The organism is Streptomyces sp. NPDC102437 (assembly GCF_044765565.1).
Classification (GTDB): domain Bacteria; phylum Actinomycetota; class Actinomycetes; order Streptomycetales; family Streptomycetaceae; genus Streptomyces.
This window is the reverse complement of sequence record NZ_JBIWKI010000001.1, coordinates 432,930-447,235: the sequence shown is the minus strand read 5'-3', so window position 1 is coordinate 447,235 and position 14,306 is coordinate 432,930. Positions and strand designations below refer to the sequence as shown.

General features: G+C 71.7%; 11 protein-coding genes. 10 read left to right on the top strand and 1 reads right to left on the bottom strand.

Going from position 1 to position 14,306, the window contains the following annotated elements; all coding sequences use genetic code 11:
* The first annotated feature begins 4 nt into the window (after positions 1-4).
* The 10 genes from ACIRJP_RS01980 to ACIRJP_RS01935 all read left to right on the top strand — a co-directional run bounded on the left by ACIRJP_RS01980 (position 5) and on the right by ACIRJP_RS01935 (position 12,749).
* Positions 5-973, top strand: a complete 969-nt coding sequence (locus ACIRJP_RS01980) for a carbohydrate ABC transporter permease (protein WP_404167178.1) — start codon at positions 5-7, stop codon at positions 971-973.
* Positions 960-1,883, top strand: a complete 924-nt coding sequence (locus ACIRJP_RS01975) for a carbohydrate ABC transporter permease (RefSeq protein ID WP_404167176.1) — start codon at positions 960-962, stop codon at positions 1,881-1,883. Before ACIRJP_RS01980 ends, ACIRJP_RS01975 begins: the two co-directional genes overlap by 14 nt.
* A gap of 83 nt (positions 1,884-1,966) precedes the next feature.
* Positions 1,967-2,731, top strand: a complete 765-nt coding sequence (locus tag ACIRJP_RS01970) for an SDR family NAD(P)-dependent oxidoreductase (protein WP_351258679.1) — start codon at positions 1,967-1,969, stop codon at positions 2,729-2,731.
* Entirely contained in the window at positions 2,719-4,509 is a 1,791-nt protein-coding gene (locus ACIRJP_RS01965; RefSeq protein ID WP_404167175.1) for a heparinase II/III family protein, read from the top strand. The genes ACIRJP_RS01970 and ACIRJP_RS01965 overlap by 13 nt, the downstream gene beginning before the upstream one ends.
* A gap of 3 nt (positions 4,510-4,512) precedes the next feature.
* Positions 4,513-6,498 carry a hypothetical protein gene (locus tag ACIRJP_RS01960; protein WP_404167173.1) on the top strand — a complete coding sequence of 662 codons (1,986 nt, stop codon included), beginning with the start codon at positions 4,513-4,515 and terminating at the stop codon, positions 6,496-6,498.
* A 5-nt stretch (positions 6,499-6,503) separates the two neighbouring features.
* Positions 6,504-7,106 carry a DUF624 domain-containing protein gene (locus ACIRJP_RS01955; protein ID WP_404167171.1) on the top strand — a complete coding sequence of 201 codons (603 nt, stop codon included), beginning with the start codon at positions 6,504-6,506 and terminating at the stop codon, positions 7,104-7,106.
* A complete protein-coding gene (locus tag ACIRJP_RS01950) occupies positions 7,103-8,182 on the top strand; it encodes a DUF1565 domain-containing protein (protein ID WP_404167169.1) in 1,080 nt (359 codons plus the stop codon). Before ACIRJP_RS01955 ends, ACIRJP_RS01950 begins: the two co-directional genes overlap by 4 nt.
* Positions 8,179-9,330 carry an SGNH/GDSL hydrolase family protein gene (locus tag ACIRJP_RS01945; protein ID WP_404167167.1) on the top strand — a complete coding sequence of 384 codons (1,152 nt, stop codon included), beginning with the start codon at positions 8,179-8,181 and terminating at the stop codon, positions 9,328-9,330. The genes ACIRJP_RS01950 and ACIRJP_RS01945 overlap by 4 nt, the downstream gene beginning before the upstream one ends.
* Before the next feature lie 7 nt (positions 9,331-9,337).
* Positions 9,338-11,770, top strand: coding sequence for a polysaccharide lyase 8 family protein (locus ACIRJP_RS01940; RefSeq protein ID WP_404167165.1), 2,433 nt, complete (start codon positions 9,338-9,340; stop codon positions 11,768-11,770).
* A 4-nt stretch (positions 11,771-11,774) separates the two neighbouring features.
* Positions 11,775-12,749: an acetylxylan esterase gene (locus ACIRJP_RS01935; protein WP_404167163.1), complete on the top strand. Its 975-nt coding sequence runs from the start codon at positions 11,775-11,777 to the stop codon at positions 12,747-12,749.
* 10 nt (positions 12,750-12,759) lie between these two features.
* On the opposite strand, the gene ACIRJP_RS01930 is transcribed toward ACIRJP_RS01935, so the two are convergent.
* Positions 12,760-14,304, bottom strand: coding sequence for a phytoene desaturase family protein (locus tag ACIRJP_RS01930; RefSeq protein ID WP_404167161.1), 1,545 nt, complete (start codon positions 14,302-14,304; stop codon positions 12,760-12,762).
* Positions 14,305-14,306 lie beyond the last annotated feature (2 nt).

Sequence of the window (14,306 nt, the reverse complement as noted above, 5' to 3'; positions counted from 1 at the left end):
CACTGTGGGAGCTACATCCGTATTGAAGGCGCGCCCCGCGCCGCCCTCCGCCCCGGCCGGGCGCACGGTCCCCAAGAAGCGCTCCGGCCGGGCCCCGACGGGGCCGGGGCGCCGCAGGCAACGCGCCGGCATGCTGATGGTGGCGCCCGCGCTGCTGCATGCCTCGCTCTGGATCGGCCTGCCGGTCCTCGCATCGGTGGTCCTTGCCTTCACGAAGTACGACGTGCTGACGGCGCCGCAGTTCGTGGGCCTGGACAACTTCAGCGAGATGATGGGCGACGCGGTCTTCCGCAAGTCCGTCGTCAACACAATCATCTACACCTTCTTCACCGTGCCGTTCGGCATGGCGCTGGGGCTGCTCATCGCCCTGGCACTGCACACCGGCCTGAAGGCCAGGGGCATCTTCCGTACCGCGGTCTTCATTCCCCAGGTGACGGCGACCGTCGCGATCGCGCTGGTCTGGCTGTGGATCTACAACCCTGGCAACGGGCTGCTGAACACACTCCTGTCCTTCCTCGGGATCGAAGGCCCGGCCTGGCTCTCGTCGACCACGTGGGCGATGCCCTCGGTGATCCTGGTCGGCATCTGGCAGGGCATCGGCATGAAGATGCTCATCTACTTGGCCGCGCTGCAGTCCCTGCCGAAGGAGCTGTACGAGGCGGCTTCGGTGGACGGCGCGTCCAAGGTGCGCCAATTCTTCTCGATCACTCTGCCGCTGCTGAAACCCGCGACGTTCTTCGTCCTCATCACGTCGATGATCAGCGCGTTCCAGTCCTTCGACCAGATCTACATCCTGACCGACGGCGGACCGGGCAACAGCACCACGATGATGACGTTCGAGATCTACAAGTCCGCCTTCCGGGAGTTCCGCATCGGGTACGCCTCCGCGCAGTCACTGGTGCTGTTCGTGCTGCTGATGGGCTTCACCCTGGTCAACCGGCGGATCATGGGAGGCACCCGTGGCCACAACTGAGCTGCACGCGCCGGGGGCCACGCGCAAGTCCCGACCGGTGAAGAACGGCAAGCCGCTCACCGCCGGCCGGATCGCGCTCTACGTGACCCTCACCGTCGTCTCGCTGCTGATGGTGGTGCCGTTCGTCTGGATGGTGCTCACCTCGCTCAAGACCCCGGTGGAGATCGCCTCCCAGGACGCCGGACTGCTGCCGGAACACTGGGATTTCGGGAACTACATCGACGCACTGAAGGCGGCGCCGTTCGCGACGTACGCGCGCAACAGCTTCATCATCGCCTTCAGCCACACCCTCATCAACGTGGTCGTGGCGTCGATGGCCGGGTACTCGCTGGCCCGGATCAAGTTCCGGGGCAGCGAGGTCATCTTCTACCTCTTCATCGCCGCGCTGATGATCCCCACGTACACCAAGGTGCTGCCGGAGTTCCTGATCGTCCGCTTCATGCCGCTGGCCGGAGGGAACGACATCTTCGGCCAGGGCGGCAGCGGCTGGCTGGACTCCTGGTGGGCGCTGATCGTTCCTGGCGCCGTCACCCCGTTCGCGGTCTTCCTCTTCCGCCAGTTCTATCTGGACCTTCCGGTGGAGTTGGAGGAGGCGGCCAGGCTCGACGGTCTGGGCGAGTTCCGGATCTACGCCCGGATCATGACGCCGCAGGTCAAGCCCGCGCTCACCACGGTGGCGCTGCTGACCTTCGAGTCGTCGTGGAACAACTTCCTCTGGCCGCTGCTGGTGACCCGCACGGACAGCCTGCGGGTGATCCAGGTGGGACTCTCCGTCTTCAAGACGGAGAACGGCCCCCAGTGGCACTTCCTGATGGCCGGCACCACGCTGGCCACCCTGCCCATGGTCATTCTCTTCCTCATCGGCCAGCGCTACTTCGTGCAGGGCTTCGCGACCGCCGGTCTCAAGTGACCGGCGCCGGTCCCCGTGACCGGATCAGGCCCCACGTCACCGACTGTCGCCCGAACGACCGTTCTTCGAAAGGTACTTACTCCATGTCTGCTGATCTCAACGGCTCCCGCGCACTGGTGACAGGAGCGGGCCACGGCATCGGCCGCGCCATCGCCGTCGCGCTCGCCGAGGCCGGCGCGGACGTCGCCGTCCACTACCACTCCTCCGCCGACGAGGCCACGAAAACGGTCGCCGCGATCGAGGCGCTGGGCCGCCGGGCGAAGGCGTTCAAGGCCGATGTCACGGTGACCGGCGATGTGGACCGGCTCGTCGAAGAGGCGACCGGCTTCCTCGGCGGGCTGGACGTGCTGGTCTGCAACGCGGGTCATCTGATCGGCCGGGCCACCATCGCCGAGATGACCGACGACCACTTCGACCAGGTCCTCTCCACCAATCTGACGTCCACGTTCCGCACCGTGCGCGCCGCGATCCCCCACCTGAAGCAGTCGTCGGCCGGCCGCATCATCACGATGGCCTCGCTGGCCGCGCACAACGGCGGCGGCCCCGGCTCGGTGGCCTACGCGGCGGCCAAGGCCGGTGTGCGCGGCTTCACCAAGGGCCTGGCCAAGGAGCTCGGTTCCACCGGCATCACTGTCAACGCCGTCGCGCCCGGCTTCATCAAGGGCACCGCCTTCCACGACACGTTCACCGCGCCCGAGGCGCAGCAGGCGATGGAGGCCGGCATCCCGGTCGGCCGGGCCGGCACCCCCGAGGACGTCGGCGCCGCGGTCGTCCACCTGGCGTCGCCGTCGTCCGGCTTCCTCACCGCCACCACGGTGGACATCGACGGTGGCGTGTGGCCGCGTTGAGGCGGATCGCCCGGGAGCGGGGCGGCTGGTGGCACGCGTACGTCTGCCCGGCGCACGGCGTGGAGCTCGACCACGGTGACCTGCTCTGCGGGGTGTTCCCCGAGGGCGGTGCGCGCTGCGCGTACGGCTGCCGGGTGGACGACGAGGCGGTGCGCGGCGCCTGGCTGGTGCTCTCGCACCAGGCGTGGGCGCGGCACCTGCGGGTGCTCGCCCACCGCAAGGAGCGCGCCGAGTCCGTGTCGCGGCTGGTGGAGTACGCGGGACTGTACGCCTCGCTGGCCACCGAGCGACACGGCGAGGCCCAGTCCTGGATGCTGCGCGGCCGGCTCTTCCACCAGGCGCTGACCGACGCCATCTGGGCGGTGAACGTCGGGCACGCCGTGATCACGCTCGCCGAGCAGTCGACCGAGGACCTGGCGCCGGTGCTGCCGCTGCTGGACGCGCTGGAGCGGGCCGCTCTCGACGCCCGGGACGTGCTCACCGGTCAGGGCCACCTCGCCTCCAACTACACCGCGTGGCTCAACGCGGCCGGTGTGGCGGCGAGCCGGGGCGCTGCGGCGGCCCGTGGCCAGGAGTGGGACGGTGCCGGGCAGTGGCTGGAGGGCGAGCACGGGCTGTACGCGCATCTGCGGGTCGCGGTCGCCGATGACGGCTGGGAGTGGGAGGGCAGCACGTACTACCACGGGTTCGTGCTGCGGGCGGCGCTGCTGGCGCTGCGGGGCACCGACCCCGCGGCCGTGCCGTCGGACGTGGTGGACGTGCTGGCCGGGATGACGGATGTGCTGGCGGCGATCGCCACGCCGGGCGGCATCCTGCCGGCGCTGCACGACGGCCCGTATCTGCGTGGTCCGCTCGCTCTGGAGTGGCTCGAACTCGTGGCGCTGGCCCAGCAGTTGGTGCCTTCACCGGCTCTTGAGGCGGTGGCCGGCCGGGCCCGTGCCGAGCTCGGCGCGCAGGACGACGGGCTGGACCGGGAGCTGGACGGCTGGTTCGCCGGCCCGCCGCTGCCGCAGCGCCCCGCCCCCGGTCCGGTGACGGTGTTTCCGGCCGCCGGATACGCGGTGCTGCACCACGCGGGCGTCCACGCGCTGCTGGACTTCGGTCCGCACGGCGGTTCGCACGGCCATCGCGACAAGCTGTCGCTGTATCTGTACGGCGACACCACCCCATGGCAGCCGGATCCCGGCCAAGTGCCCTACGCGCACGCCGAGTTCCGTGATCTGTACGCATCTGCCGAGGCCCATCCGGCGTTCCGGGTGGACGGCTGCGAACAGGCCGAGTGCACCGGGCGGCTGCTCGGCTCGGACGGTTCGTCCGTGACCGCCGAGGTGACGACCGCGTACGAGGGTGTGCGCGCGGTGCGCCGGGTGGTGCTCGGTGACGGCTATCTGGTCGATCTGCTGACGGTGCGGGCCGAGGACGAGCGGCGCCTCACCGCGCAGCTGCGCCCGGGTGTCGCGCTGGACGTCCAGCTCCAGGCCTCGGGCGAGGTCCGCACCACCTGGTACGGCGACGAGACCCTGCACGGCTGGCACACCCACACCCCCGGTGCGACCGTGCGTCCGGTCTCCCGGCCGGGCCCGGGTCCGGCCGACGACCCGCAGCGGGTGCGCACCCGGGTCGACTTCACCGCGCGGTCGCAGGAGGTCACCTTCGCATCGGTGTACCAGGCGGCGGCGGCCGGGCCCGCCGTGGCCGATGTGCAGCTGGACGGTGACGGGGTGCTGACGGTCTCGCTGACCGACGGCGGCAGCGCACGGTTCCGGACGGAGGACTGACCCTTGTTGCTCTCGGCGACCCCGCCGCCCGGCCCGCGCCCCGCACAGCAGGCGCGGCTGTACGAGGAGGCCGCCCGCCACCGCGGGCTGACCCCGCCGCGTACGCATCCCCTGGCCAGCATCACCTGGCTCGGCCCCGCCGCCTCCAACCCGGCGCTGGCCTACCGGGTGGGCGGCGATCCGGTCCATCTGGCGGAAAGCCGGCGCTGGATCGAGGCCGCGGTCAGGCTGCCGCACTGGGGCAAGGCCCATATGCCGGACCATGACCTGGACGCCGGCTGGCTGCTGCACCATCTCTCGCTCGCCTACCGGTGGATCGGAGACGATCTGCCGGACGGGGTGCGGGCGCTGCTGCGGTACAAGCTGCTGCTCCAGGGGCGGCGGATGTACGAGTTCGCAGTGGCGAGCGAGGGCCGGTGGTGGTCGTCGTCGTACTGGCAGAACCACAACTGGATCTGTTACGCCGGTCTGGCGACGGCCGGTTACGTGCTGGGCAAGGAGGAGTGGACCGAGCGCGCCAAGGACAACCTCGGTACGGTCCTCGATCTGATGCCGGACGACGGTTCGCACGCGGAAGGGGTCGTCTACTGGCGCTACGGAGTACCCTTCCTCGCCATCCACCTGGACCTCCTCCAGGAGGCGGAGGGCATCGACTGGTGGGGTCGGGGCGGCTTCCTCACGAACACCTTCCGCTACCGGCTGCACCAGCTGGCTCCCGGCTTCGCGTTCAACGTCGACCACGGCGACTGCCACGACCGGCGCAGCGGACACAGCGCCGGCCTGTACTACCGGCTCGCGGCGCAGTACGGGATTCCCCAGGCGCAGTGGCTGGGCGATCTCGCCTCGGGTGAACTGCTGTGGCAGGAGGCGGCGGAGAGTGGGGTGCGGCCGGGGATCCTGCCGGAGGCGTATCTCGAATACCTCTGGTACGACCCGTCCGTGGCCGGTGCCCGTCCCACCGAGACCCGGGCGTTCTTCCCGGATCTCGGGCTGCTCGCGGCCCGCACCGGATGGGACGACGACGCCACGCTCGTCTCGTTCAAGGCGAGCCCCGGCGGTGGCCACAAGGCGTGGGAGACCTCCGCGAAGCACCGGGCGGAACTGGGCTGGGAGACCCTCAACCAGGGCCACCACCACCCCGATTCGGGCTCGTTCGTGCTGGTGTCGCAGGGTGCGTTCCTCGCGGTCGACGAGGGTTACAGCAACCGCAAGCGGGCCGCACATCACAATCTGCTGCTGGTGGACGGCCAGGGGTACGCGGACGAGGACCGCTACCACGTCTACAAGGACATCCCGTACGAGCGGCAGGCCCGGCAGCGCGATGTGCTCGCCGGTCCCGACTTCGGGTGGGCGCATGCCACGGCGGAGATCGCCGCGATGTACGACCCCGCGCTCGGCGTGCGGCGGCTGGACCGGACGCTGGTGTTCACCCCGGCGGGGCGGCTCGTGCTGCTGGACCTCGCCGAGGCGGACACGGAGCGGGAGTGGTCGTTCCTGCTCCAGACCGACCGGCCCACCGGACTCGGGCCGGACGGTGGCCGGCTGATCCGGTCCGGGGCGGCCTGTGCCCTGGTGCGGCGGTTCGCGCCGCAGGACGCCTCGGTCGTCTCCGAGGCCACCGAGGTCGAGGCGAACCCGACGTCGAGCACGCCGGAGCTGCGCCTCACCCGCACGCTGCACACGCTGCGTGCGACGACCGCGCCCTCGGCACAGGCGCTCTTCCTCACCGCGATCGTCCCGGGCCCGGCACCGGCTTTGGCCGAGCGGGTGGAGTGCGCGCACGGCCAGGGCGTCGCGCTCGGCGCGGAGACCGTGCTCCTCTCCCCCGTCGCGCGCCGGATCCGTACCGCCTCGGTGTCGGCCGACGCGGCGGCGGTGCTGCTCGGGGCCGAGGGCTCAGCCCCGTACGTGGTGGCGGCCACCCGGCTGGAGCTGGGCGGCCGCGTGCTGCTCGATGTCCCGGAGCCGTACACCGGAAAGGTCGGCTGATCACGATGCAGGCAACCCTCTCGTCCGGCTGGCCGACGCTGCTGCGGCGGCTGGAGTTCGTGGCCTACCCGGCGGCCGCCGGGGCCGCCTTCACCCTGCTTTCGCTCGGTGTCGTGACCTGGCTCCCCGCGCTCGCCGCGATGGGGCACGCCCTCCAGCGGTGGCGGGCGGAGGGCGACAGCCGCTGCTTCACCAACACCTTCGCCGCCTTCCCGCAGTACTGGCGGTCCCTGTGGCGCCACAGCCTGGCGTCCACCGCGGCGGGCATCGTCCTGGCCGCCAACATCGTCCATCTGCTGGGCCGGCCGCAGCCGTGGACGTTCGTGCTGCTCGCCGCGCAGGTGGGCATCGCGGCCGCGCTCACGATCCACCATGTGGCGCTCGCGGCCGAGGCGGGCCGCTCGCCGCGCGGCACGGTCCGCACCTGGTCGCGCGGTGCGCTGGCCCTCGGCTTCGGCTCGGCGGCCCGTGGCACCGCACTGCTCGGCTCGGTGGTCTCCGCCGCGCTGATCTCCCTCGTCGTACCGCTGGGACCCCTGCTCCTCGGCCCCAGCATCCCCGTACTGCTCGCTCTGTCCTTCGCAGACCCCAGGAGGCACACCCCATGAGCCGTGTACTGCGCACCACCCTCGTCGCCGCGCTCGCCGCCGGCGCACCGCTCGCCTTCCCCCCGCCGTCGGTGGCCGCCGAGGCCGCCACCGCGTACTACGTGTCGCCGTCCGGCAGCGACTCCAACGCCGGTACGTCGGCGGGCGCCCCGCTCGCCACGATCCAGAAGGCGGTCGACCTGGCGCCGACGGGCGCGGTGGTCAACCTCGCCGCCGGTACGTACAAGCAGGACGTCGTGACCAAGCGTTCCGGCGTCACCATCACCGGTCCGGCGAACGCCGTGGTGAAGGGGGCCGGCGACGCCCGGATCATCCAGGTGCAGCACGACTCGACGACGCTCAGCGGCTTCACCGTGGACGGGCTGCACGGGTCGTCCGGCGACGTGTCGGGGTACCGCCTGAAACTCATCTATGTCATGAGCACGACTCCCGGCAACGGGGTGGGCGCGCTGCGGATCACCGGGATGACGCTGAAGAACGCCGCCGACGAGTGTCTTCGGGTGCGCTACCTGGTGACCGGGGCGGACATCTCCGACAACACGATCACCAACTGCGGGGTCGCCGACTTCAAGTTCGGCGGCGGCGGCAAGAACGGCGAGGGCATCTACCTCGGCACGGCCCCGGAGCAGCAGGGGGCGAACGGCGCCCCGGACGCGGCCCCCGACATCAGCAAGAACAACCGCATCCATCACAACACCATCGCCACCCAGGGCAACGAGTGTGTCGACGTGAAGGAGAACTCGACCAACAACTACGTCGAGTACAACGACTGCAGCGGTCAGAAGGACTCCAGCTCCGGCGGCCTGGACGCGCGCGGCAGCGGCAACATCTTCCGCTACAACACCATTCACGACAACGTCGGCGCGGGCATCCGGCTCGGTGGTGACACAGCGACGGACGGCATCGACACCAGTGTTTACGGCAACTCCATCACCGGTAACGCGGGCGGCGGCATCAAGTTCATGCGCACCCCGCAAGGTCCGGTGTGCACCAACACCATGAGCGGCAACACCGGTGGCGACGCGGTCGGCACCTACGGCAGCGAGTACGCCCCGACGGGTGCGTGCCCCCAGTGACCGGGCGGGGACCCGCGAGACGCGGGGTACTGACGGCTGCGGCCTCTCTGGCGGCGGTCGCGGCCACGGCGCCGGGGGCGCAGGCGGCCGAGCGATCGGGCGGCGGCGCGAGCCGATCGCGGTGGACGACGTCCTGGTCGACCGCGCAGACCGCGCCCACCGCCACGGACACGGTGGCGAGCGCCGGCCTGACCGACGGCACCTGCGTCACCAACGTACGGCTCTCCGCGGGCGGAACCGTCCGGTTGCGCTACGGGCACGCCTTCGCCACGGCCCCGGTCCTCGTCGGCCCGGTGACAGCGGGCGGCCTGCCGGTGACCTTCGGCGGGCGGCAGCAGGCGTGGCTCGCCGCGGGATCCACGCTGACCAGCGACGCGGTCGCCGGACTGCGGGTCGCCGAGGGGGCGCGGCTGACGGTGGAGACCAGGCTCCCCGGCCCCACCGGTCCGCTCTCCTTCCACCGCAACACCCATGCCTCGCACTCCGTGGACGGCGAGCGCACCACCTCGGTGTTCCTGCTGACCGGCGTCGAGGTGACGGGCGCCCACGGGCCCGTGGTCGCGGTGCTCGGCGACTCCATCACGGAGGGCGTCGGCACCCCCGACGACGCCGATCTGCGCTGGCCCGACCAGCTGGCCAGGCGGCTCCCCGGTTCCGCCGTCGCCAATCTCGGCATCAGCGGCAACCGGCTGCTGCTGGACGACGCCCGGTTCGGGCCGGGCGGCCAGGCGCGCTTCGACCGCGATGTGCTGTCGCTGCCCGGACTGCGCACCGTACTCGTCCATCTCGGCGTCAACGACCTCCAGCAGCCGCCGAGCCAGACCGATCCGGCGCGTGTGCTGGCCGGTTACCGGCAGCTGGTGCTGCGCGCCCGCAACGCCGGGCTGCGGACGGTCGGCGCGACCATCGCCCCGTTCGGCGGCTGGACCCGCTGGACGCCGGAGCTCGAAGCGGTGCGGCAGCGGATCAACGCGGCGGTGCGCACCGGCCGGGTCTTCGACGCCGTCGTCGACTTCGACGCGGCACTGCGCGATGCGGCAGACCCGGCACGGCTGCTGCCCGCGTACGACAGCGGGGACGGACTCCACCCCAATCCTTCCGGTCATGCGGCGCTGGCAGCGGCCGTAGACCGCCGAAATCTCCTGTGAGGGCCGCATGACGAACCCGGGTACCACTCCAGGCACCACCCGCCGCACCGTTCTCGCCGGTGCAGCGGCTATCGGCGCGGCCGCCGCGCTGCCGCTGACGCTCACCGCCGCCGCGTCCACCGCGCACGCGGCGGACGGGCCCTCCGTCATCGACGACGCCACCGCCCTGCGCACCCGCTGGCACACCCTGCTCACCGGTGGCCCCGGCCTCGACCTGACGGACCCGCAGATCGCTGCGGCCGTGGCCAGGATCGGCAAGGCCGCGACCACCTCGGCCAAGGGCCTCGACCCGGCCCGGACCGACGGGCTGTTCCCCGATCTGACCAGCACCACGCTCTCCAACCACGTGACGACGTCGTTCAAACGGCTCGCCACGGTCGCGACCGCGTGGGCCGTCCCCGGCACCCCGCAGTACGGCGACACCGCGCTGCGCGATCTGCTGCTGGCCGGCATCGACTGGATGCTGACCAACCGCTACGGCGCCGGACACACCCGGTTCGACAACGACTGGGACTGGGAGATCGGCTCCGCGCTCGCCCTCAACGACGCGACCGTGCTGCTGTACGACGCGCTCGGCACGGAGCGGCTGGGCCGGATCACCGCGGCCGTACGGCACTACACACCCGACCCGAACCTCTGGCGGGCCGACCGGCAGATCGCCACCGGCGCCAACCGGGTGTGGATCTCCACCGTGGTCGCCGTCAACGCGGTGCTCAGCGGCACGGGCGACGATCTCGCCCGGGTCCGTGACGCTCTTTCGGACGTCGAGGGTTCGGGTGCCAACAGCGTCCTCGCCTTCAACGACGCGAGCGCCGCGGCGGCGGGCACCGGCGAGGGCTTCTACTCCGACGGTTCGTTCCTCCAGCACTACAAGCACCCGTACAACGGCGGGTACGGCAAGGAGCTGCTGAACAACCTGTCCCGGCTGCTGAACCTCCTCGCCGGGACCACGTGGGCGGTCACCGACCCCGACCTCGACAACATCCGCGGCTGGGTGTACGACGGTTTCGACCCGCTGCTGGTGCGCGGCGACGTGATGGCCTCGGTGTGCGGGCGGGAGATCGCCCGCCCCAGCAAGCAGGGCCATGTGTCGGCGCAGACCGTCATCGAGGCGGTGGTGCGGCTCATCCCGAGCTTCCCCGGCGAGACGGCCGACCGGTTCACCGCCCTGGTCAAGCAGTGGATCGCGGAGGACACCTACCGGGACTTCCTGGCCGTCACCGACCTGGCCTCGCTGGTCGCCGCCCGGCAGGTCATCGCCTCCCCGGTGCCGGCCCGGGGGCCGCTGGTCGCGCACAAGCAGCACCCGCGGATGGACAAGGCGGCCCACCGCCGGCCGTCCTTCTCGCTCGGCATCTCCGCATACTCGTCCCGGATCTACAACTACGAGTCGATCCAGAACGAGAACCTGCATGCCTGGCACCTCTCCGACGGCATGGTCCTGCTCTACACCGACGACCTCGGGCACTACAGCGAGGACTACTGGCCGACCGTCGACCCGGCCCGGCTGCCCGGCACCACGGTCATCGCCGGGCGCCCCGCGGACGCGGCGGGGCAGCGCACCACCAGCACGGCCGACTGGGCGGGCGGCACCGCGCTGCCGGGCACGACGCTCGGCGCGTACGGCATGGAGCTGCGCGCGTACGGCAGTTCGCTGCACGGGCTGAAGAGCTGGTTCTGCCTGGACGACGTGATCGCCTGCGTCGGCTCGGGCATCGACGCCGACGCGGGCACGGCCGAGACGGTCGTGGAGAACCGGAAGCTGCGCGACCCGAAGGCCGCCCTGCTGGTCAACGGCACGGCGGCGCCCACGGACGCCGGCTGGTCGGCCCGTCTCGACAAGGTGCGGTGGCTGCATGTGGCCGGAACCGGCGGCTATGTCTTCCCCGAGCCCGTCACGCTGAACGGTCTGCGCGAGGACCGCACCGCGACCTGGCGCGAGATCAACCTCAAGTACGGCACGGACACCTCGGTCACCCGCCCGTACCTGACGCTCTGGCAGGACCACGGCGCCGCCCCGAGCGGGGCCGGCTACTTCTGGCTCCAGGCCCCGGCGGCCTCGGCCGAGCGGACGAAGCAGTGGTCCGCCGCGCCGCCGGTGAAGCTGATCGCCCGCTCCACCGCCGTGCACGCGGTGCGCCGCTGCGCGGACGGGCTGGTCGCCGCGAACTTCTGGACGGCCGGCACCGTGCAGGAGCTGTCCTCGGACGGCCCCGCCTCGGTGCTGGTGCGCCCGGACGGGAAGACGGTGAAGGTGTCGCTGTCCGACCCGACACAGCTGCGGTCCTCGGTCGTGCTGGACCTGGCGCAGCGCGGCCTGAGCGTCGTCTCCGCCGATCCGGGCGTGAGCGCCCGCTCCACCGGCAGCGGCATCCGGATCACCGCCGACACCACCGGACGCCACGGTGCAACCCTCAACCTCACCCTGAAGAGGAGCTAGACCCTTGCTGTTCGACATGCCTCTGGACCGGCTGCGCGACTACCGGCCAGAACCGGAGGAGCCGGCCGACTTCGACGCCTTCTGGGAGAAGACGCTCACCGAGACGGCCCGCCACGACCTGGACGCCGAGTTCGTCCCGTACGACGCCGGGCTCGCGACCGTCGACGTGTTCGACGTGACGTTCCGGGGGTGGGGCGGCCAGCCGGTGAAGGCCTGGCTGATGCTGCCGAAGACGCGTTCCGGCCCGCTGCCCGCCGTGGTGCAGTACATCGGCTACAACGGCGGCCGGGGCATCCCGTACTCCTGGCTGACCTGGAGCGCGCTCGGCTACGCCCATCTGGTGATGGACAACCGGGGCCAGGGCGGCGGCGGCAAGAACACCGCGGACACCCCGGACATCGGCCCGGACGGGCACGGCTCCTCCTCACCCGGCTTCCTGACCCGGGGCATCGAGGACCCGTACCGTCACTACTACCGGCGGCTGATCACGGACGCGGTGCGGGCGGTGGACGCGGCGAAGGCCCACGAGGCGGTGGACGCCTCGCGGGTGGCGGTGCTCGGCGGCAGCCAGGGCGGCGGGCTCGCGCTGGCCGTCGCCGGGCTGCGGGACGACATCGTCGCCGCCGTCGCCGATGTGCCGTTCCTGTGCCACTACCGGCGTGCCTCGCAGATCACGGACGCCGGGCCTTACGCGGAGATCGCCCGCTGGCTGTCCGGGCACCGCTTCCGGATCGACGAGGCGATGGAGACGCTGTCCTACTTCGACGGGGTCAACTTCGCGGCACGGGCGAGTGCCCCGGCGTGGTTCTCGGTCGGTCTGATGGACAAGATCTGCCCATCGTCCACGGTGTTCGCCGCCTACCACCGCTACGCGGGTCCGGCCGAGATCGAGGTGTTCACGTACAACGGGCACGAAGGCGGTGCCGAGTACGACCTGCCGCGCAAGCTCGGCGCGCTGCGGGGCGTGTTCGGCCGGTAGCGGACCCCGGTCACCGGCCCAGCGCCGCCATCGCGGCGTTGTGGCCGGGCACCCCGCTGACCCCGCCGCCGCGCACCGCACCGGCCCCGCAGAGCAGCACATTGGCGTGTGCCGTCTCCACCCCCCACCGGCCGGTGGACCCGGTGGCGTAGGGGAAGGCGAGGTCCCGGTGGAAGATGTGACCGCCGGGCAGCCGCAGATCCCGCTCCAGGTCGAGCGGGGTCTTCGCCTCGATGCACGGCTCACCGTTCCCGTCGCGGGCCAGGCAGTCGGTGACCGGCTCGTCCAGGTGCGCGTCGAGCTGGGCGAGCGTCGCCGCGAGCAGTTCGGCGCGGGTCGCCGCGTTGTCGGTGGCGAAGAGCCGGACGGGGGTGTGCAGACCGAAAAGGGTGAGGGTCTGATAGCCGCGGGCGGCGAGGTCCGGACCGAGGATCGACGGGTCGGTCAGCGAGTGGCAGTAGATCTCCGACGGCGGGGCGGCGGGCAGCCGGCCCGCCGCGGCGTCGCGGTAGGCGTCGGCGAGCTGCCCGTACCCCTCGGCGATGTGGAACGTCCCGGCGAAGGCCGCGCGCGGGTCGACGGAGCGGTCGCGCAGCCGGGGCAGCCGGGTGAGCAGCATGTTCACCTTCAGCTGGGCGCCCTCGGCCGGGGCGGGCGGTTCGTCCCCGAGGAGGGCGGCGAGCGCCTGCGGGGAGGCGTTGACCAGGACCCTGCGGGCCGGGACGACCTGCTCGCCCTCGGGCGAGCGGACGGTGACCTCGGCCCGTGCTCCGTCGGTGTCGATCCGGGTCGCCTCGTGCCTGACCCGGATCTGTGCCCCGGCCTCGCGGGCGGCGCGGGCCAGGGCGTCGGTGAGCGCGCCCATGCCGCCGACGGGGACGTCCCAGTCGCCGGTGGAGCCGCCGATGACGTGGTAGAGGAAGCAGCGGTTCTGGAGCAGCGACGGATCGTGCGCGTCGGCGAAGGTGCCGATCAGTGCGTCTGTGAGGACGACTCCGCGTACCAGGTCGTCGGTGAAGTTCTTCTCGACGGCGACGCCGATGGGCTCCTCGAAGAGCGTCCGCCAGGCCTGCGGGTCGTCGATCCGCTCGCGCAGGGCATCGCGGCCGGGCAGCGGTTCGGTGAGGGTCGGGAAGACCCGTTCGGCGACGTGCCGGGTCATCCCGTAGAACCGCTGCCACGCCTCGTACTCCCGGTCGGAGCCGGTGAGCGCGGCGAAGGACTCCCGGGTGCCCTCCCCGCCGACGAGCAGCCCGGTGGCGCGGCCGCCGCGCACGGTCGGGGTGTACGAGGAGACGGTCCGCTTCCGTACCGCGAAGTCCAGTCCGAGATCGTCGACGATCTTCCTCGGGAGCAGGGACACCAGGTACGAGTAGCGCGACAGGCGGGCGTCGACCCCGTCGAAGGGGCGGGTCGAGACGGCCGCTCCCCCGGTGGTGGCCAGCCGCTCCAGGACCAGGACGGACTGTCCGGCGCGGGCGAGGTAGGCGGCGGCGACCAGACCGTTGTGGCCGCCGCCCACGATCACTGCGTCATAGCTGTCGGGTGCGGGCATGA

Coding starts and splice junctions, on each gene's coding strand:
- ACIRJP_RS01950 (WP_404167169.1), top strand. CDS start 7,103: ATGAGCCGTGTACTGCGCACCACCCTCGTCGCCGCGCTCGCCGCCGGC.
- ACIRJP_RS01970 (WP_351258679.1), top strand. CDS start 1,967: ATGTCTGCTGATCTCAACGGCTCCCGCGCACTGGTGACAGGAGCGGGC.
- ACIRJP_RS01940 (WP_404167165.1), top strand. CDS start 9,338: ATGACGAACCCGGGTACCACTCCAGGCACCACCCGCCGCACCGTTCTC.
- ACIRJP_RS01930 (WP_404167161.1), bottom strand. CDS start 14,304: ATGCCCGCACCCGACAGCTATGACGCAGTGATCGTGGGCGGCGGCCAC.
- ACIRJP_RS01955 (WP_404167171.1), top strand. CDS start 6,504: ATGCAGGCAACCCTCTCGTCCGGCTGGCCGACGCTGCTGCGGCGGCTG.